This is a genomic window from Halomonas tibetensis, assembly GCF_042643535.1.
Classification (GTDB): domain Bacteria; phylum Pseudomonadota; class Gammaproteobacteria; order Pseudomonadales; family Halomonadaceae; genus Halomonas; species Halomonas tibetensis.
Window position 1 is genome coordinate 64,608 of sequence record NZ_JBHRSQ010000017.1, and the last position, 18,959, is coordinate 83,566.

General features: G+C 56.4%; 16 protein-coding genes. 12 read left to right on the plus strand and 4 right to left on the minus strand.

The features are described 5' to 3' along the window. The first annotated feature begins 61 nt into the window (after positions 1-61). From ACFODV_RS12950 to ACFODV_RS12980, 7 genes are all read left to right on the plus strand, one after another. Positions 62-1,156 (plus strand): DNA adenine methylase, encoded by a 1,095-nt coding sequence (locus tag ACFODV_RS12950; RefSeq protein WP_379760104.1) that lies wholly within the window; start codon positions 62-64, stop codon positions 1,154-1,156. Beyond that, positions 1,153-3,384 (plus strand): Eco57I restriction-modification methylase domain-containing protein, encoded by a 2,232-nt coding sequence (locus ACFODV_RS12955; RefSeq protein ID WP_379760106.1) that lies wholly within the window; start codon positions 1,153-1,155, stop codon positions 3,382-3,384. The genes ACFODV_RS12950 and ACFODV_RS12955 overlap by 4 nt, the downstream gene beginning before the upstream one ends. After that, on the plus strand, positions 3,377-3,970 hold the full coding sequence (locus tag ACFODV_RS12960) for a hypothetical protein (protein ID WP_379760108.1): 594 nt from the start codon (positions 3,377-3,379) through the stop codon (positions 3,968-3,970). The genes ACFODV_RS12955 and ACFODV_RS12960 overlap by 8 nt, the downstream gene beginning before the upstream one ends. After that, the gene (locus tag ACFODV_RS12965; protein ID WP_379760110.1) at positions 3,960-5,096 is read left to right on the plus strand and encodes an AAA family ATPase; all 1,137 of its coding nucleotides are present in this window, start codon (positions 3,960-3,962) and stop codon (positions 5,094-5,096) included. The genes ACFODV_RS12960 and ACFODV_RS12965 overlap by 11 nt, the downstream gene beginning before the upstream one ends. A gap of 3 nt (positions 5,097-5,099) precedes the next feature. Continuing rightward, positions 5,100-6,407: a 5-methylcytosine restriction system specificity protein McrC gene (locus ACFODV_RS12970; protein WP_379760112.1), complete on the plus strand. Its 1,308-nt coding sequence runs from the start codon at positions 5,100-5,102 to the stop codon at positions 6,405-6,407. Positions 6,408-6,857: 450 nt separating this feature from the next. Then, positions 6,858-7,214: an IS110 family transposase gene (locus ACFODV_RS12975; protein WP_379760114.1), complete on the plus strand. Its 357-nt coding sequence runs from the start codon at positions 6,858-6,860 to the stop codon at positions 7,212-7,214. Then, positions 7,178-7,555, plus strand: coding sequence for an SOS response-associated peptidase family protein (locus ACFODV_RS12980; RefSeq protein WP_379760116.1), 378 nt, complete (start codon positions 7,178-7,180; stop codon positions 7,553-7,555). Before ACFODV_RS12975 ends, ACFODV_RS12980 begins: the two co-directional genes overlap by 37 nt. On the opposite strand, the gene ACFODV_RS12985 is transcribed toward ACFODV_RS12980, so the two are convergent. Then, a complete protein-coding gene (locus ACFODV_RS12985; RefSeq protein WP_379760118.1) occupies positions 7,528-7,740 on the minus strand; it encodes a hypothetical protein in 213 nt (70 codons plus the stop codon). The two genes, ACFODV_RS12980 and ACFODV_RS12985, sit on opposite strands and share 28 nt — an antisense overlap. 142 nt (positions 7,741-7,882) lie before the next feature. On the opposite strand from ACFODV_RS12985, the gene ACFODV_RS12990 reads away from it, so the two are divergent. Together ACFODV_RS12990 and ACFODV_RS12995 are read left to right on the plus strand one after the other, a co-directional pair. Further along, positions 7,883-8,935, plus strand: a complete 1,053-nt coding sequence (locus ACFODV_RS12990; protein WP_379760120.1) for a helix-hairpin-helix domain-containing protein — start codon at positions 7,883-7,885, stop codon at positions 8,933-8,935. 256 nt (positions 8,936-9,191) lie between these two features. Further along, positions 9,192-9,605 (plus strand): phasin family protein, encoded by a 414-nt coding sequence (locus ACFODV_RS12995; protein WP_379760122.1) that lies wholly within the window; start codon positions 9,192-9,194, stop codon positions 9,603-9,605. A 140-nt stretch (positions 9,606-9,745) separates the two neighbouring features. On the opposite strand, the gene ACFODV_RS13000 is transcribed toward ACFODV_RS12995, so the two are convergent. Beyond that, complete coding sequence (locus tag ACFODV_RS13000) at positions 9,746-11,791, minus strand: sensor domain-containing diguanylate cyclase (RefSeq protein WP_379760124.1); 2,046 nt, start codon at positions 11,789-11,791, stop codon at positions 9,746-9,748. A 556-nt stretch (positions 11,792-12,347) separates the two neighbouring features. Here ACFODV_RS13000 and ACFODV_RS13005 point away from each other — a divergent pair. The 3 genes from ACFODV_RS13005 to ACFODV_RS13015 all read left to right on the plus strand — a co-directional run bounded on the left by ACFODV_RS13005 (position 12,348) and on the right by ACFODV_RS13015 (position 15,730). Continuing rightward, positions 12,348-12,806 carry a LexA family protein gene (locus ACFODV_RS13005; protein WP_379760126.1) on the plus strand — a complete coding sequence of 153 codons (459 nt, stop codon included), beginning with the start codon at positions 12,348-12,350 and terminating at the stop codon, positions 12,804-12,806. Then, a complete protein-coding gene (locus tag ACFODV_RS13010) occupies positions 12,803-14,077 on the plus strand; it encodes a Y-family DNA polymerase (RefSeq protein ID WP_379760128.1) in 1,275 nt (424 codons plus the stop codon). The genes ACFODV_RS13005 and ACFODV_RS13010 overlap by 4 nt, the downstream gene beginning before the upstream one ends. Before the next feature lie 798 nt (positions 14,078-14,875). Then, a complete protein-coding gene (locus tag ACFODV_RS13015; RefSeq protein WP_379760130.1) occupies positions 14,876-15,730 on the plus strand; it encodes a DUF4417 domain-containing protein in 855 nt (284 codons plus the stop codon). Between the two features lie 433 nt (positions 15,731-16,163). Here the strand turns inward: ACFODV_RS13015 and ACFODV_RS13020 are convergent, their stop codons facing one another. Next, positions 16,164-18,470, minus strand: coding sequence for a hypothetical protein (locus tag ACFODV_RS13020; protein WP_379760132.1), 2,307 nt, complete (start codon positions 18,468-18,470; stop codon positions 16,164-16,166). Between the two features lie 145 nt (positions 18,471-18,615). Next, positions 18,616-18,921 (minus strand): hypothetical protein, encoded by a 306-nt coding sequence (locus ACFODV_RS13025; protein ID WP_379760134.1) that lies wholly within the window; start codon positions 18,919-18,921, stop codon positions 18,616-18,618. Positions 18,922-18,959 lie beyond the last annotated feature (38 nt).

Below are 18,959 nucleotides of genomic sequence, written 5' to 3' on the forward strand. Positions count from 1 at the left end.
CGACGTACCACGTTCACAAAAAATAAAATTGTGACCGTGGAGTTCATAAGGGAGTAGAGGTATGAGTTTTCGCTATATTGGATCGAAGTCTAGGCTTGTCGAAAAGATCATCACTTTCATTGGCCCCCCCAAGGAAGGTGCTTTCTTTATAGATGCTTTATGCGGGACAGGTGTGGTGGCTGAGGCAGCCGCGAAGCTTGGCTGGAACATAAGGATTAACGATAATCTACAATCAGCAGTAATCTCTGCCGGGGCACGACTAATTAGCCAGGAACAGGCCTCCTTTAATAAGCTTGGTGGCTACGCTAAAGCTATTGATAAACTCAATGCAGCGACGCCAAACAGAGGCTCTATGTGGAGCATGTATAGTCCTGCTTCATTTGATTTGTGTGGAATTGAACGAAGGTACTTTACCGAAGATAATGCGGCTCGGATCGACGCCATGAGAACTCTAATTTCAGGATGGAGAGAAGCGAACCTTATTGATGAGATCGAAGAGAGACTGTTGATCGCAGATCTCTTTGGTGCCTTGAACCGTGTGGCCAACATTGCAGGGACTTTTGGCTGCTTCCTCTCCAAGTGGACCAGCCAGTCCCAAGAGAAAATCGCTATGCGATGTAGGGAGCTAAAAGCAACAAGCGTATGCGTGCAGGCCACAGTGGGTGATGTGTTCGATGTGCATAATAGCCCCCAAGACTTAGTCTACCTAGATCCCCCATATACCAAGCGTCAGTACGCTAGTTATTACCATATTCTTGAAACAGTAGCATTAGACGATGAGCCAAGGGTGGAAGGTGTTGCAGGCCTACGGCCCTGGAAAGATCGAGCCTCAGATTTCTGCTATAAGACCCGGGCCCTTAAAACGCTATCGCAACTGGTAAGTAATCTTGAGGCACAAAAAATTTTGCTGTCGTATAGCAGTGAAGGGCATATTTGTATGGAGGAAATGAAAGCCGAGCTCTCGAAGATCAGTGATTTCACTATTCATCCCATGGGAGAGATTGGCCGCTATAGGCCCAACAAGGCTGCCAGCAAAACTGGTTCGGATGTAAGCGAGTTTTTGGTGGAATTAGAGAAGCCTGTGGACCGGCTATCAATTGTTCAGAATAAAAACTTCATGGCTGCTAACCCCCTCATAGTGGAAAACTACGCATGAGTGCCCCTAGGCCTTTTGAACTAGAGTGCTTGGCTTTAGCTGAGGCAGCTTTAACTGAAGCTGTCGCTAATGAGAGTGAATCGGCACGCTTTGAGCTACGAATGCAAGTTTTGGAGGCAGCTTCGGCTCGCTTCGGCGGATTTGATCTAGATGCCTTTCACAAGGCCTTTGGGGTGGAGAGAAAGAAACCTTCAAACGAACTGCTAGAACTAGCTGCCCCTGTAGTAAGCGCTATCGAACAATCATCCATTCACCAAGCTTTGGCTTTGAGCGCCCTAGCAAGAGAAACTTTGCAGGAGCACGACAGAAAAAGTACAGGGGCATATCATACAGATTTTCGCCTTGCCACACGCTTGGCACAGCTTGCTGCGCAGAACCTGGACTATAAGTGCAAAGTAATTGATGCCGCCAGTGGAGCGGGAATCTTATTGGCTGCTTTAACTCACACTGTCTGTGGCTTGGACCGTGCCAAGGTTAGCTACTGGCTTGCTCATGGGGTGTGTGCTGCGGACTTATCAATAAATTCTTTACGTGCTGCCCTGCTGAGCTTGGCTTCGTTTACCGACGACTTGGAAGCCCTCAAAAAAATGAGAGCCCGATGGTATTGCGGTGACAGCCTCATGGCGGATCACAAAATCTGGACCAAAATGGCTCCTGACGGATTTGACGCCGTAATTGGCAATCCTCCTTGGGAAAAGGTAAAGCTCTCTCGGCACGAGTTCTTGAAGTCCACTGGGACTCAGCGACATTACGGAACAAAGATTAATGGACTTGATGAAATGCAGTATTCTATTCGGCGAAATCAGGTAGCTAGCTACTCGCGTAGGCTACTTTCTCGCTATCCAGATCTTAGTAATGGAGAACCCGACCTTTACATTGCCTTTACAGACCTCTTCTTCGAGCTTTGTAAAAAACAAGGCATAGTGGCGGTCCTCCTTCCTGGTGGCCTGATCCGCTCCCAAGGGACTAAGTCGATACGTAAAAAAATCTTCGAAGCTAGCCAAAGTGTTTCAATTTCAATTATTGACAACCGTGCCAAGTTTTTTGCTATTGATTCACGATTTAAATTCTTGGCCGTAGCTATAGTGAAGTCTGGATCTAAAAAGGAGATGCGCGAGCCAATCCAGCTGCTACATGAACGCGGCACGTCCAAGGGTTTGGAGATCACCGGTAATGCAATGATTGGCCGCGCTGAGCTAGGTGCCGTTAGGCAAGACTTGAGCTTGCCTGAAGTACGCAGCATTGAAGAATGGAAGCTTTACTCTAAGATCGCTATCGCGGGTATTCCATGGGATAAATCTGGTTACTGCTGGATGCCTAAATTCTGTCGTGAAGTTGATATGACTAAGGAACGACCCAGGTTTCTAGGCTTTCCTGCTCCTGGTGCCTTGCCATTAGTAGAAGGCCGAATGGTGCAGTCGTATCGCTTTGGTGTGAAGGGTTATGTCTCTGGGGCAGGCCGCAGTGCTCTGTGGGAGACCTACCTCATAGGAGGCTCACGGCTTAGGCCACAATTCTGGATTCACGCCTCTGATGTGCCTCGAAAAAACCAGCATCGAACAAGTGAGCTTCGTGTAGGGTTTTGCGACATCGCTGGGCAAACTAACGAGCGATCACTCATGGCTTCTTTGATACCGCCAAATGTGGTCTGTGGGAATAAGGTGCCTACAATTTTATTTCCTGAGGATCCCAGCGAGGAACGCCTTCTTGTCTGGACTGCCATTGCTAATAGCTTTGTCTTTGACTGGATGCTTAGGCGGGTACTCACCACCACAGTAAACTATTTTTTATTGCAAAGCGTCCCTTTGCCTAAGCTAACAAAAGACGGTCTGCCTTGGAAAAAATTAGCGGCTTCCGCGCGCGAGTTGCATAAGCTCGATGAAGCAGGTGTCACTCGCCGTACCCTTGAGCGTATGGCCCAGCTTCGGAGCGAAATTGATGCTGAGGTAGCTGTTGCTTATGGGCTAGATATGAAAGATATGGAATTAGTGCTCCAAGACTTTCCGATCATGGATCGGGGACAGGTGAAAATATTTAATGAGGAGAAATCCACGATCACTCGTGACACCGCTTTGGCTGCCATGGCAAAAAGAACAGAAGATCGTACCACTACCTGGATTCATCGTGCTGAGGAAGCGCGCGCGTTGGGAGCAAAGGCATATGTGCCCTCTGAGATTGCAATGAGTTGCAAAGAGATCGAAAATAAAGGAACCAAAATTTATGGCTAACGGGATGGGTTCGGTGGCGCGTATCCTCTACAAAGAACTTGTAAGGGGCGATTTGCGTAAGCTTAAAGCTGAGTCAAATGATTCAGATAGTGGTGGGGGGGCACGAGACTTTCGTTTCCGTTCTTTTGATGTCCTGCTGCCTGTGATCCAGAAAATGTTTCCTCAAAGCAGTCAGGAAAAGCGTAGAAGAAATGGTCAGTCAGTTGTGATTGATATTTATAAGGGAAGGTTCTTCTGGCGCGACTCTGGGAATAACGTTGTTAGTAAAGAGTCCTTCTTTGAGCCGCCCACTTCTGCACGGCCTGGAGAAGGTCGAATAGCCAAGGTTCATGAGTACCCCTGCTTTGACGCGAGCAACGTGAATGTTGGTTTTGGCAATAGAGTCTTATTGTTACTAATCCAGCTAGATGATGGAGCCGTGTGGCCGTATTACGCCGAAGAAACCACTCTTCGTACTCCTGGGGTTTGGCATCCTGACGTTGCCCGGGAGCTTCTTGATTGTCTTGATGCTATCCGTCCTGCAAGCCAGGCTACCCTTGGTTTCCGAGACTTCACCAACTCAGGTAGATACTGTAATGGCAGGTGAAGAGTGTAAGGTAGCGTTGAAGCTATTGGCCCGGTCTCGAAACGTGCTGGTCTCTGGGCCACCAGGAACAGGCAAGTCAAAATTGCTAGCGGAGGTTGCGTTAGCGTTTGAGACTGCTTCTGGGATTGTGCCCACGGGCAGCCCGCCCCGACACAACCCTGTAGGGAAAATTCCGATTCCACCTATTGCAGGACATATCGATAAAGATCTCCCTGCTCCGAGCAAGAGGGATCGCAAGGTCTTTCGCACAGTGTTTCATCAGAACTCGAAGAATCGCGACTTCGTCTCGGGTATCACTCCTGCGGTAAACAAGGCATCAGGTGATCCGGACTTCATCGTGGTCAAGGGCACGCTGTATAGAGCCAGCGAGCACGCAAAAATGGCTGATGGAGCTGCCTTGCTAATTATTGATGAAATCAACCGCGGGCCTGCTGTACAGGTCTTCGGTGGAGCTATCGTGGCCATTGAATCCGACAAACGCCTGGCATCCGATGGGAGTAAGCGTACCGAGACTCAGTACTTTGAGATGCTTGATCCTGAAAGTGGGGAAGTAGTCGAGTACGCCTTGCCACATGACCTCTATATCTTGGCTGCTATGAACCAGGCAGATGCTTCGGTAGAGCCATTGGATGTAGCCTTTTTGAGACGTTGGGAGCCCTTGCGGTTGGAGCCTAATGAAAAGGCTCTCAGGGACTTCTATGGTCTTCATGCTAGGAGCGCCAATCCCCTGCCTGAAGCCCCCGCTACAACTGGCGATGCCCTTGAGGCTTCTGTTAGGGCTTGGTTGGCTATCAATGAGCAAATTGCTTTAGGTCGTGGGCCAGAGTTCCAGATTGGTCATGGTGTACTCATGTCAGATGTGAAGCCTCAAGTTATGGAGCTATCTGAAACTCTGAGTACACTTTGTGTTGGCTGGGCTAAAGTGCGTGCACACGTGGAAGAAGTATTCTTTGGGGACGCCCGTGGCATTGCGGCTACCCTTAATGCTTTGGATGGTCCTCATTATAACCCTTTTAAACTCACCGATACGACCTTTGCAGACGACCTCCGGTTTAGATTGGAAGGACCTGTAAATTTTAACGAACATAATATCTATGCTGCTCTTAAGGCCTTTGCCAAGGAGTAGTGAATGTCTAACAAACGAACACGTTTATCGCTTGTCGAGTACGGCGCACGCATTGACCTAAGCCATGATATTATTGCAATGGTTGGGCTGGATCGAACAAAGGCCAACAACCTTTTAATCGAAGCAGGAAGGCGTGCTGCAACAAGTCTGGGGCTTAGCTATAACCCCATTAGTGTCGACGGCAAAGGAGTGCGGGCGATCGACTTTGCGGGTCTCATTCGATTGGCTCCATCGCTCGAACTGGAAGTTGCACCAAAGTTCCTAGGCCTCGATGATAGGGATTCTGCCTGGCGAGAAGATTTCTTCTTCCTCTCTACGCTTTCCCGACACGGACAGCTCTTGGCGTCGGAGAAGCTGTTAGCCTCTGGTGGTACGCCACGGGACCTCCCCACTTTGGTGGCTCGATCCATGACGAGTATGTACGAGGCTCGCAAACGTCGGCCATTACGTAGCTATCGAAGGGTCCGGGAGGCAGACTTCTTCATCGACGGGGACCCCGACCCCTTAGATCTGATCTTTCCCTCCCCTGATGGCTTCGTGCAGGATCTTGTCCGATTTGATCGTCGTAATATATGGAATGCAGATATCCTCGCAGCAGCTAAAGAGCTGTTGCCTGAGGTGCGCGATCCTTTGGTTGCTAGGTCTTTAGTGCGACTCATAGAAGATCTTTCGCCACAAAATGCACCTGCTAGACGGCGAAAACCTATCCCAGCTAGGCATAGGTCTTGGACACCTTTGCACGAACTCTCCTTGGACGTTCTCGGCGGATTAGGCCTCAATTACAAACAGGGTCAAGCCCATGCTCCAGGCTATTTAGTGGTAACCTGGCGGGTGTGGGAAGATTTATTGACAGTAGCCTTACGGCTAGGAATTGGACGCTCTGCGGTAGTGCCTCAAAAGGGATTCGTGCTAGGTAGCAAGACCAAGGTGAGCACAGGGGTATCAAGCAGCCTATCGGTGTTCCCCGACTGCGTAATCGAAGCTGAAGGCACAAGGCCAAGGATGCTCTTAGACGCTAAATATAAGGGGCACGTAGAGAAGGGTCAGCTTCGTATTTCTGAGGCAGATATATACGAGTCTTTAGCCTTTTCCAAAGCGGCCAATTGTAATTTAGTGGTGCTTGCTTACCCAGCATTGCCCGGAAACGAAGTACTGCCTGTAGGAACATGCATGATGTTTCAAAAGGTACAGGTGGATGCAGTTAAAATTATAGGGGTTCAGATTGAGAGTCGGCACATCTCGAAAAGTGGTGCTCTAAGCAAATTTGCTTCGACCTTGGCCGAATACCTCTCAACAATTTGGCTTAGCTAACAAGGATTATGACCTGTTGAATATCAGCCTTTCTGAAAGTTCTTAAATCTAGAGCTTTGGAATTTTTTATAATCTACTGGCTCGTTAAGTGGTGTGATTATTCTGAATCCTTGAAGACTGCGCCGACACCTTCCCTATCACCGCTAGCGAGCATTGTTTGATCACCTGACCCGCCAACTGCGGTAAGCAATGGGATGGAGTCCTCCCCACCCTACCCCGGCGTCGTTGGGCCACACTGGTGGGTGAGTGCATCACTGACCAGCTTGAGAGTGATGAGAACTCCCCATGAACATTAGTCGGGTCGGCGTCGATATCGAAAAGTCAGTTTTTCACGCCACGGCGTGGATCGCCATGACCAGGTGAAGTGGCGTGGCAAGTACTCACGGGACAAGTGGCTGGATGCCATTGCCAATCGCGTCCCTGTCGGTGCCGAGATCGGCATGGAGGCGTGTGCCTCCGCCCACCACTGGGCGCGTGAGCTGCAGGCGCGCGGCTATCACCGTCAAGCTGATTGCTGCCCAGTTCGTCAAGCCCTACGTCAAGAGCAACAAGAATGACCGTGTCGATGCCGAAGCCATTTATGAAGCCATGAGCCGGCCGAACATGCGCTTCGTGGCGGTCAAGACGGTAGATCAGCAGGATGTCCAGGCGGCATATCGGATCCGTGAAGAGCTGGTTCATCAACGGACGGCCAAGGCCAATCAAATCCGCGGCCTGGTCGGCGAATACGGGATATTGGCGCCCGTCGGTATCGGCAAGCTTCGGGCTGCGTGCCCGGTTGGCTGGAAGATGCCGAGAATGGGCTGACTGATGCCTTCCATATGCTGCTGGCCGGTCTTGCCGAGGATCTCCGTCACCTGGATGATCGCATTGATACGGTTACGGCTAATATCGAAAATCAGGTGCAGACTGACGCCGGTGGCGAAGCGCTTGATGACATCGCCAGGGAGATCTACGACCGCATGCCGCTGGTGCTGGATGACCAGAGCCTCGAGGCATGGCTGGATCCCGTACTCACCGAACGTGAAGCCATCCGCGCTGCCCTAAACCATCTGGAGGCCGAGGCATTGGCGGCCTGGCCAGTGTCGACGCGGGTCAACCGGTCGAATCAGGAGGGGGCCTACTTGGTGGAGCGTGTAATCCCGTAGATCAGCCGGTGTTCCATGCAGCGGCCGCAGGCCGTGCAGCAGACCCGATACCGATGATTCGGCAGTATTGTCGGTTTGAATTTCCGCCACGCCCTCAGGCCGAGCCCGCGGCGTTCGGCCTGTCCGCACGGGCAGACCATGATCCAGGTGCCATTTGGCTCGGGCATCATCTCGATCTCGACCATGATCGTTCTCCCGCCATGTCAGCTCAACGTAGTCCGATTGTCACCTACCTGCCGTAAGCCAGTGCCGACAGTGGCTGTACGATTCGATTGATCCCGAGCCGCCCAGAGGCCACCATGCCTCCTCTTTTATGAGGAGGTGCGAATGCGCGCACGCGGGTTTCTCTTGCTGATGGTCGTCGTTCCGGGGCTGGTACAGGCAGACGTGCTGATCGGCAGCTGGAACATCAAGCATCTCGGCTGGAACAACGACAAGGCGTTCGAGCAGGTGGCCCACGTGGCCAACCACTTCGACCTGCTGGCGATCCAGGAGCTGATGGATACGTCGGCCCTGGCGCGGCTGGAACGCAAGGTGGAAGCTCTCTCGGGCGAGGCGTGGTCGTCCATGGCCAGTCGTGATCTGGGCCGCTCCAGCTACACCGAGCATTATGCGTTCCTGTGGCGCGAGAGCGAGGTCGCCTACGCGGATGGCGCAGTGGTGTTCCTGGACCATGGCGATGTCTTCAGCCGTGAGCCCTATGCGGCACGTTTTCGCGATGTGGAGACAGGTGATCTGTTCACCGCGGCCACGGTGCACGTCGTCTTCGGCGACAGCGTCGGTGACCGCTTGCCGGAGATCGCGGCCCTGGCCGATTACTGGGAATGGCTGGACGCGATTGCCCAGGGCACGCCACGGGTGCTGATGGGTGACTTCAACCTCGCGCCACACCACGAGGGCTGGGCCGCCCTGCGCGCGTTGGGCGCTCAGCCGGCCATCACCAGCGGCCACTCCACGCTGTCCACCACGGCAGGCGACTATGCCAACCTGTACGACAACCTCTGGTACGACGCCGGCGACCTCGAGCCGAGTGATCGCGGCATCCTGCGTTTCCCGGATCTGCTGGCGTTGGATCACCAGGCGTCGCGCGCCCATGTCTCCGACCATGCGCCGGTCTACCTCGGCCTTCATGGCGCCCGGCTCGCGCTTCGGCATGTCGACGGCGGAGAGGCCCTGGCCGGCATCGCATCTCCGGTCTGCATCGACCTGAATGCCGCCACAGTGTTGCGGCTCGAGGACCTGCCGCACGTCGGGCCTGCCCGGGCCGAGGCCATCGTGAAAGGACGCCCCTGGGCGACGCCAGAAGAGCTCGCCATGGTGAACGGCATCGGCGGCGGTCGCCTGGAAGCGATCCAGGCGAGCGGCCTGCTGTGCGGGTGAGCGGTGAAAACGGATCTTCGGTCGCGCGTGACGCTGTCTCGATCAGAGCTGTATGCGGATGGGGCTGCATAAAGGCCAAGTTGCCCATAGCGTTATCACGGGAGCGGATGCGGGGTTCTTGAAGGCCGTCGATCTGCCCCGTCGGTGTCGGGAGGCGACCACCGTGCGCTATGTTGCACTGCACAATAATCCCTGTTAATCTGTACAACATCAGAGCGGGGATCTCCCGTTCGTTATGAACCCGGGGGTTCTTCAGATGAGCAACGTTAACTTCGACACCAAGCAGTTCGAGACCATGATGTTCGGCCCGGCACGCGCCTTCGCTGCCCTCTCCGTCGACTTCACCGAGAAGCTGGTCAACGCTCAGCTTGACGCCGCCAAGTCCTACACCGACACCAACCTGGCGCAGCTGCGCAGCCTGATGGAAGTCAAGGATGCCGAAGGCCTCAAGAGCTACATGGAAGGCCAGCAGAAGGTCGCCACGGAACTGACCGAGCGCCTTAAGGCAGACACCGATAAGGTTGTCGCCCTGCAGCAGGACTTCGCCAAGGACAGCCAGAAGCTGACCGAAGAGAACGTCCAGAAGGCCCAGGAAGGCATCAAGGAAGCCACCGAGACTGCCACCAAGGCCGTCAAGGAAGCGGCGCCCAAGGCTGCCAAGACCGCCTAATAAGGCACCCGCCGGCCTACATAGGCAGGACGCGATACCCGAGGCCACCGATCCATGATCGGTGGCCTTTCGCATGCAGGGAGGGCGAAGGCTGTACGGGGTCTGTGATGCCGTGAATCAAGGGGGAGGAGCAACGAGGCTCACGCTTCGGCTTGCACCTGGTTGCGGCCTCCTTCCTTGGCCCCGTACATGGCCTGGTCGGCGCGTGTGACCAGCGCCTTGCGAGTGTCGCCCGATCGCCAGGTGGCCACGCCGACGCTAATGGTCACGCCTCCCAGCTTACCCAGGTCCAGTGCCTCGGCGCTCTGCCTGAGGCGTTCGGCGAGATGCATGCCGCCGACCAGATCGCAATCGCTGGCCAGCACGATGAACTCTTCGCCGCCCCAGCGGCTCAGGTGGTCGGTGGGGCGCAGGAGGTTCTGCAGAACACTGCACAGCGTTATCAACACCTCATCGCCGGCTTCGTGTCCCTGGGTATCGTTGAAGTGCTTGAAGTGATCGATGTCAAAGAGCAGCACGGCGAAGGATCTGCCGTGACGTTCGGTGGCATTGAGCGCGGCATCGATCGCCTTCTCCATGCGGTAGCGGTTCCAGGTGCCGGTCAGGCCGTCGCTGTAGGCCAGGCTCTTGAGCTTTTCATTGAGCTTCATGATCTCGTGGCTGGAGGTCAGCACGGCCAGGTTCTTGGCGAGGTCACCGGCGGCACGGCACTCGATGGCGCGCCAGGCGAGGCTGCGCCCCCTCACCTCTTCCTGCCACTGGGCAAAGGAGCGGCGGGGCGTCAGGACCAGCTGCCCGTCGCGGATCATGCGGGTATCCTCGGGCTTGCCGGCCCAGCGCTTGCTGTGGCGTTGCTCGGGGCGAAAGAACATCAGCCACTGGACCGACTCGGTGGGCAGGGGCACGGCCAGCAGGCCGCAGAGGTCACCCTCCTGCCAAGGTGCCAGGGATGTCGTCGCCAGCGATTGGGTGTACCAAGGGATGTCGTGAGGCTGGTGGCGGCTCAGCCAGCCGGCCATGGCGAACAGGTTCTCCTTGGCCGGCAGAATTCCCATCCCACTGCTCTCTTTCCCGGTGACCAGGGCGATGCCACTGGCCTCCAGCAGTTCCATCCATTGCGCGCCGTGACGCTGGATCAGGTCATCCGGTCCGAGAAGACGACCGCTCTCATCAGAGAGAATCTCGTTGCTGTCGTGGATGCCGTGAAGGAGCTGGGTGTCCGCTCGGGTGCGCAATACCCTCAGCCGCTGCATGGCGATCTGGACCAGGGTGCACAGCGCATCACGCAGGTCGGCCTCCAGAACCCTGGGCGCCAGGCCCTGACAGGCCAGCAGGCCCCAGAGCGTCTCCTCCTCGTACATGGCGATCGACAGCGAGGAGCCGACGCCCATGTTGGTGAGGTACTCCTGGTGAATCGGCGCGACGGCACGCAACACCCCGCGCGACATGTCCAGTGGTGCGGCCTCATCAGGGCCACAGGGCGGCACAACGGGAACCGCCGGCGCCAGGGCGTCCGGAATGCTACGCACCCGGTTCATGTCGTAGAGCCGGCGCACTTGGGGAGGAATGTCACTGGCTGGAAAATAGTGATCGAGGTAGCTCTCCGCCACGGGCAGACACGTCTCGGCGATCACGCGGCCGTTCCACTGCTCGTCGAAACGGTAGACCATCACCCGCTCATGGCCGGTCCACGCCTGTACCCGCCGCGTCAGGGCATCGAGAAGGGTATCGGTGTCGTTGATTCTCCTGACTTCGACCAGCCAATCGTTCACCTTGTCCATCAAGAGATGCCCATCCGGGCACATCTGGAATTCCATTTCCACGACGACAGCATCGCCACTAGGATAGGCCACTACATGGTAACGGCGGCGCTTGCCCTGCACATCGCCCTGGGCGGTGGCGGTGAGAACGGAAGCAGAGCTGTCCTTCTTCACCAGTTTAGTTTCCAGGAAATCCATCAACTCGTCGCCCAGTACCGTCCTTGGCTCGCCGGCCAGGACATCCGCCACGCTGATACCTAGGAAATCCTCGACATTGGCACTGACCTGACGAATTCGGCCCAGGTCGGCATCCATGCTCACCAGGCAGCCCATCGGCTGGATAGCGCCGGGGATATGTACTGGCTCACGGGCACAGGCCTCAAGGGCAGCAGCGATCTCGGCATCGCTGTAATGGGTGTTGGGCACGCGCAAGCTCCATGCGGTGGGGGTCAGAGGATGGCCAGGGTAGTGACGGGTCGCGAAGGGTGAGGCTCTAACTTGACTTCGCGAAGGCCTGATGCGCCATGCTGACAGTGGCAGTCTCGCCCTGTCCAGCGCGCCTCTCGATCATTTCCCAGTGATGCCGTACATGTACCCTCTGGGACGTCCGGCGGGCGGACCATCCTGACGCTATGGGGGTGATCGTCTGGAGCGGCTTCAGGTGAGCGGCCTGCTGTGCGGTGGATGAACCACGACCCTCACGGTGTAAGAGATCGCTTACACCGAACGACAGCGATGTCTTCTGTCGCTCACGCCGCCATTGCACCATGTTGAAGGTGGCGTATGAGTCACGTTGCGTTGACCAACTGCCTTCATAGTCGCCAGGGAGGGTGGGCCCAGGGACGGGCTTTTTGGATTTTGCGTACCGCTGGAATTTCCCCCATCGCCCCGGTCAAGACCGGGGCGATGTCGTGTCGGTTCTTGCATGCGCGCGACTGCCTGCTGATACTGTACGTCTGTACAGTACAAAAGGATCGCCCGCATGTCGAGTCGCCAGACCCTCTCCGCCACGCTGATCGGCCGCGCCCAGAGCGTGACAGCCACGCACCACCAACCCCTGTTCGGCAGCCGCGTGCGTGCCGGGTTTCCCAGCCCCGCCGATGACCACCTCGACACCGACATCGATCTTCATGCCCATGTCGTGAAGCACCCGGCGGCGACCTTCTTCGTCCGCGCCGAGGGCGACTCCATGCGCGGCGACGGCATCCACGACGGCGATCTGCTGGTGGTGGATCGCAGCCTGGAGCCTGCCCCGGGTCGCGTGCTGATTGTGGCGCTGAACGGTGAGTTGACCGTCAAGCGCCTCGAGCACATCGGCCAGCGGCCCCACCTCACCGCCAGCAATCCGCGCTATCCGCCGATCCCGCTGATGGGGCAGGAGGCCCAGGTGTGGGGCGTGGTGACCCACGTCGTCCATGCGCTGGGGGGAGGGCGCCCATGATCGCCCTGGTGGACTGCAACAACTTCTATGTCAGCTGCGAGCGGGTCTTCGATCCGCGGCTGGAAGGCCGTGCGGTGGGGGTGCTCTCCAACAACGACGGCTGCGTGGTCGCCCGCTCCAACGAGCTCAAGGCCCTGGGCGTGGAGATGGGCGCCGCCCTGCACCTGTTGCCGCCCCACATACGCCGCCAGGCCGTGCTTCTTTCCAGCAACTACGCGCTCTACGGCGACATGAGCCGCCGTGTCACCGAGACGCTGGGCCAGTTCTCGCCTCACGTCGAGGTCTACTCCATCGACGAGAGCTTCGTCGGCTTCCAGGGCTTCGCCCCGGCCACGCTGGAGGCGCGAGGCCATGCCCTGCGCCAGACCGTGCGCCAGTGGACCGGCATTCCTGTCTGCGTGGGCTTCGCGCCGACCCGTGTGCTGGCCAAGCTGGCCAACCGGGCGGCCAAGAAGATCCCCGCCTACGAGGGTGTCTGCAAGCTCGAGGCGGACGGCCCCGACACCCGGTCGCTGCTGCAACAGTTGCCCGTCACCGAGCTGTGGGGAGTAGCGAGGCGCACCGGCGAGCGCCTGGCCCTGATGGATATCAAGTCCGCATGGGAGCTGCGTGAGGCCGACCCCAAGCGGATCCGCCGCGCCTTTTCGGTGGTGATGGAGCGCATCGTCTGGGAGCTGCGCGGGCGGTCCGCCATCCAGCTCGACGACATGGCCGCACCGAAGAAACAGATCATGGTGTCGCGCTCCTTCGGTCGCATGACCAGCGACCCCGCCGACCTGCGCGAAGCCGTCCGCCAGCACGCCGCCAGGGCAGGGGAGAAGCTGCGCCGGCAGGGCGGCGTGACCAGCGCCGTAATGGTGTTCGTGCGCACCAACTCCTTCCAGCTCGATCAACAGCAGTACCGCAACAGCGTGGTAGTGCCGCTGATACGGCCCACCGACGACACCCGCGAGATCGCCCAGGCCGCGGCCCACGGCCTGCAGGCCATCTTCCTCAAGGGCTACCGCTACCAGAAAGCCGGCGTGATGCTGCTCGACCTCAGCGCTGATGCCAGCCGCCAGCTCTCGCTCGATGAGACACCGCAGAGCGAGGCCGACCGGCAACGCAGCCAGCGGCTGATGGCCACCATGGACAAGCTGAACAGTGAGCTGGGCCGCGATGCCGTCAGGCTAGGTTTACCGAGACAAGGCAACGCCTGGACGTTAAGGTGTGATCGGAGGACACCGAGGTACACGACGCGGTGGGATGAATTGGTCAGGGTGAGGGGATGAAGGAGCGAATGGCAGCGATCGACCCAAAATCGACACGCGGGGAAAGGCAGCTTGCGCGTTCATCCGATATCAGGCCGGGCGGTCTAATACCTGTTATGCGTAATCGCCTAGCGTATAGATTAAATAAACATGTGGCATGGAGATATCAAATGAAGAAAGTAGTATTGTTGTTCGTGACATCATTTGTTTTTTGGTCTGCACTTAGTTTTGCATCACCTTTGATCAACCAGTGGACAGGTACAGGTGCAGATGCAGATAAGATCTTTTGTGAATACGGTGACGGTGAGGTGAAGGTTGTATACGGGAATCAAAACTGTCCTATGTCTAATTAATTATCGTCTGCGCATGACAAGTCAAAGCACTCGGACGCAGCATAGCTGCGCCGGTGTTTTAGGTTTTATATTAGGGAATTATGAAAGACTGCTTTTGGCCGATACCTGACTTATAGCTAGATATTGGTTCAATGAGTTATCCACTGTTGGCAGTGCGCACCAGCCGTCTTTAACAGAGCCTCCTCATGGGTGGTTGTCATCAAGCTCGCTTGCCTTGAATCTTCACGCCCGAAGGTCAGTTGGAACGTGTAAAAGCCGTTGGTCTGATCGGTTACCAGATCGGTGGTCATGCCACCGAGATCAAACAGCTTGAGCGAGCTGCCCCTGACCTCATCATGAAATATCTTCTTCTTTGAAAAATTCTCCTATACTTTCATTCAAGCTCTTGCTCAGGAGATCTCACATGGCACCCAGTCAGAAAGGCGGCCGCGGCAACGACGCCAAGCCCAAGAAGTGAGGTGGTCCTATGCCACGCTCCTTCAATCAGCCACCAGCCTGGTCGAGCAAGCCCGGCGGCTGGGACACCACCGGCACCCGCGAGGTGTTCCCCAGCACCTCGCCCCTCGGCATCCCCGATCTGATGCCGCAGAGCTTCTCGACCCTACCCGAGAGCTTCCGTCTCCAGCCCTACCGCACCAAGCGCGTCGATGAGGATCGCGACATCTGCCACTTCTACCTTGATGACTACCGCTTCGAGACAACATGGAACAAGCCCAACGCCGCGCTGGTCCACCTGCGCCGCTACTGGGCCGTGATGACGCCGGATTTTAGCCTATACCCGCAGTGGCCCACGGTGGTGAATCAGTGGAACACCTACCGCAGCCGCTGGCTGGGTCGCTGGTGGCAGAGTAAGGGGTTGAGGGTGATCCCTACCGTGAACTGGAGCGATGAAGCTAGCCACGCCTACTGCTTCGACGGAATTCCGCCGGGCCAGATCGTCACCATCGGCGTGCCCGATGCCCGCCGCTCGCATGTGATGGAGCGCTACCGCGCCGGCGTTGAAGCCATGTGCGAGCGTCTGCGACCGCGGATGGTGATCGTGTATGGCTGCTCGCCTGTGGAGATAGACGCCCCGACGCTGGAGGTCGCGCCTGACTGGCATCGACTGCGAAGCGTGAGCCGCAAGCCGAAGGCGAAGCGCAGCAAAGCTGCTCAGATGGGGGAGGGCGCGTTAGTCCACCGACAATGCGGAGACGCCCAACGGGGACACAGCCGCCCCCGCGCTGACGCGCCGGGGCATTTGAAGCACCCGCGCTCAGCAGTGCAGTCCTTTCGCGATTGTTTGGAAAACCACATTTCCGGCCTCAACCCTAAACTGTAGGTATTCAATGTTCTCAGGCGAGAATCGTATATTGACGTGCCTGCCTAGCGGCCTTGTTGGCGCCAGCAGGCGTCCTGATATCCAATCCGCAGGGATTGGGCTTTGCATGATTTGGCGCTTCCCCTCCAGCGCCACCAAGTAGAGCTGGTTATTCACGACCTCCCAGGTGGCGATATATTGGCGGTAACAGGCTGTAGTGTTAGTGATATCGCAGTATTCATCCAAAGGGTGGGTATACTGTGGCTCATATCGCTCTATCAGGTGGTGATGTTTTGGTAGCCCGGGGGTCTCTTCAAGGAGGAAGGTTTTGCCTTGCCAGATGAGCTCATCCTTTATTTGCTTAGTCATTGGTCTTGCCCCTATTCTGCGTCGAGCCTGGACGCCTGAAGGTTGAGTGTAAGATGGGCAGTGTGACGTAGACTTTTTTATGATCTCAAGACTCACCTAACCTAAGACTTCTCAGACGGCTTATTTTTCGCAGTTCTGACTTGGTGACCTTGGTAGGCTTCAAATATTGAGTAGTCTCGATGGGGTTCGAGCTTGCCACTGCGTGCTCGGCATCTGCCTCAGGCGGTAACGGCATGATAACCGCCGAGCTAATTTCACCTGCAGCATGTGCACATTGTATCCGGTCCAGCGCCGACTGCGGCGACTCCCGGCCTATGAGCACTCGGCTAGCGACGTCTCTCAGCCCTGAGAGCCGCTTTCGCGGCGACACATCAATACGACTCATCCACGATGAAAGTATGGGTTCTGTGGTTAGCTTATAAAATCCTCCCCAGCCTTCGATTATCACCTCGGCCACTGAGTCGCCTTCATCTGCCCATGCTAAAAATATGTCAATCAGCTGATCCTGAGCTCTATCTGGACACCAGCCAAGGCAGTCCATTGAATTTTCAAAATCCCTCAACAGTTCCTCAATAAAATGCTTCCTGGCGTGCATATCAGTCGCTTTCGCCTCGACATACTCTGATAAAGGTTTTTTTTCTGCTGTCGAGAGTGGCTCTGTGCGAGGCTTCAGATTCTGGGTAGGCTCGACGAGGTTGGAGCCGGCCCCTGCGGGCTCGGCATCTGCCTCAGGCGGTAATGTCTCCTCAACCATGTTTCGATCATGCCCGGCGCCAAAACCGTCACGCTGCGGGTCGTCGGTCGCCTTCGAGGTTTCCTCTTCATTCGAAGGCTCACTGTCGCCACTGCTGAACAGGTATGCGCTCAAGCGGTGAAAGCCTTCGTCTTGGGCTTTCTCCAAGTTAATTCGCTCACGCTCACTACGAACTAATGCCTCGAGGGGAGCAACACCTTCAGCCAGAGTGCGATCCAGTGTGCCTATGATGCTTTTTATCCAATCGCGGGGCAGGGTGTGCTGACCGGCCACCCAATCCCTGAAAAGGCGGCACCGCAGTAGCTCGCGAATCTCATCAGCCGCCCCGGCCACCGCCATGCCCGTGGGATCTCCGCTATAGGCAGCCGATTCATAGAGTCCAAGGAGTTCCTCTACGAGAGTTCCTGGTATCCAGGGGGAACCATCAGCAAGGTTCCAAGTGACCGAGGTGAGGGCAGGCTTGCTGATAGGGTTCTTGAGCCGTTCATGCAGAGCTGGGTAGCTGCGCAGCGTGTTAGCCCCTTGCTCAGTGCCCAGCAGGAAAAGGGCTCCAGTGGTTGCGCTGACTCCGTCGATTACATCACGAAAGAACCCTAGCGAGACCTGTTGCCGCGCATGCGAAAGCGATGCTACGGGCTCTACCCCATCAAATATCCAGACCGGATAACACCCTGCCATCTGGTAGAAGCGCAGAAAGTCACCAAGTACATCACGCAGCATCCGGCTCGCGCTGAATTTGCCGATGAAAATCTCCTCGCCAGAGTAGTCGCGAACAAGCGCTTTAACTGGTCGAGTCTGAGAGGCTTCCCGTACCATCCATCGAGAGAGGGCTGCCTCAAAACGGCGCGCTAAATCCCAGGCCTCTGACCGAGTTGATAATACTTCGGCACTGCCTACGATATGCTGAAAGATAGGCTCCATGATATGAAACAGCGAAGAGTTGGTCCAGATATCGCAAAACTCTCCTAGCCTTTCGTCTTTTTTGAGCATGACGGATTCGGCAAGGCGACTAAATGCCGTGGTTAATAGGTCTACGTCCAGCAACATGCTGCGTAGCCATCCGACTTGGTCGAACGTCTGGGCGTGTGGCAATGTCAGGTAAATGGGGGATGCGCCAACCTCATGGGAAAGCGATTGGATATTACGCGCTAACGTAGTCTTGCCTTGCCCCGACTCGCCCACCACTAACCGCACCAGTGGCTGCTTCTTTTGAAACGTCCGGCGGAGAAATTCAATGGTTTGGCGTGCCCCTTTCGAGTGGACAAGCATCAGCTCTGGGTCCGGCTGTCCGAGGCGCAGGCGGTCGAGGCGTGTGCTGGCCGCCTGCGATTGCGCGAGGCGAGACGCTTCTTCGGAAGTTTTGATAAGAGCCGGAAGCTCGGGTAGTGCCAGGATCAACGTGAGGGCGTGCGAGAGCAGCGAGCGCTCATCGATCGTAATGTGCGTAAAAGGCTGGCCGTCGAGCCGTCTCAACAGGGACCATGCAGATATCCATCTGCGAGCATCCTTTACGTCAGCATCCCTCGGTAATTGCTCAAAGGAAGAAAGCGCACTTACATCTATGCAACCGTTCGATACGATGGCGTCAAGAGCGTTGAGATGGATGTCTTGTAGCTTCCTCGGCGCACTGGGTTGCATGACAGTCTCCAGTTGTGCATGAGATAGTTGAATTGAGCGTAAGTGGAGGAAAAATGCAGTTTTCCAGCGCAATAAATCACGGCAGTATAAACTATCATCCACTAGATGGGCTATTGCTAATACTGCTCTATAGGCCTTGGCGAAGCTAGGCGCCGGCCGTACTCCCCGCCCGCAGCTCAACCGCGTCGCCGAGCTGTATACCCGGGACAATGGGATCGACCTCCGCCGGAAAGCCGAATTCGTTGAGGTAGATGTCGATCGGGCCGAGCGCATCGCTAAGACTTATGCCGAGATTGAACACGCACCCCAGAATCCGCGGATCAAGGAGGCCTTCGCTAACTTGATCCGCCAAACCCTGGTGCAATTTGAAGCCCAGGTGGATGCGGGATACGAGTTCTACCTGTTCGACGGCGACCAGGCTCCCGCGCTGAAGCGCGGGGGCAAACCCCATTCCCGCACGGCTGACGCCATGCTACCTCGGTGGCAGCC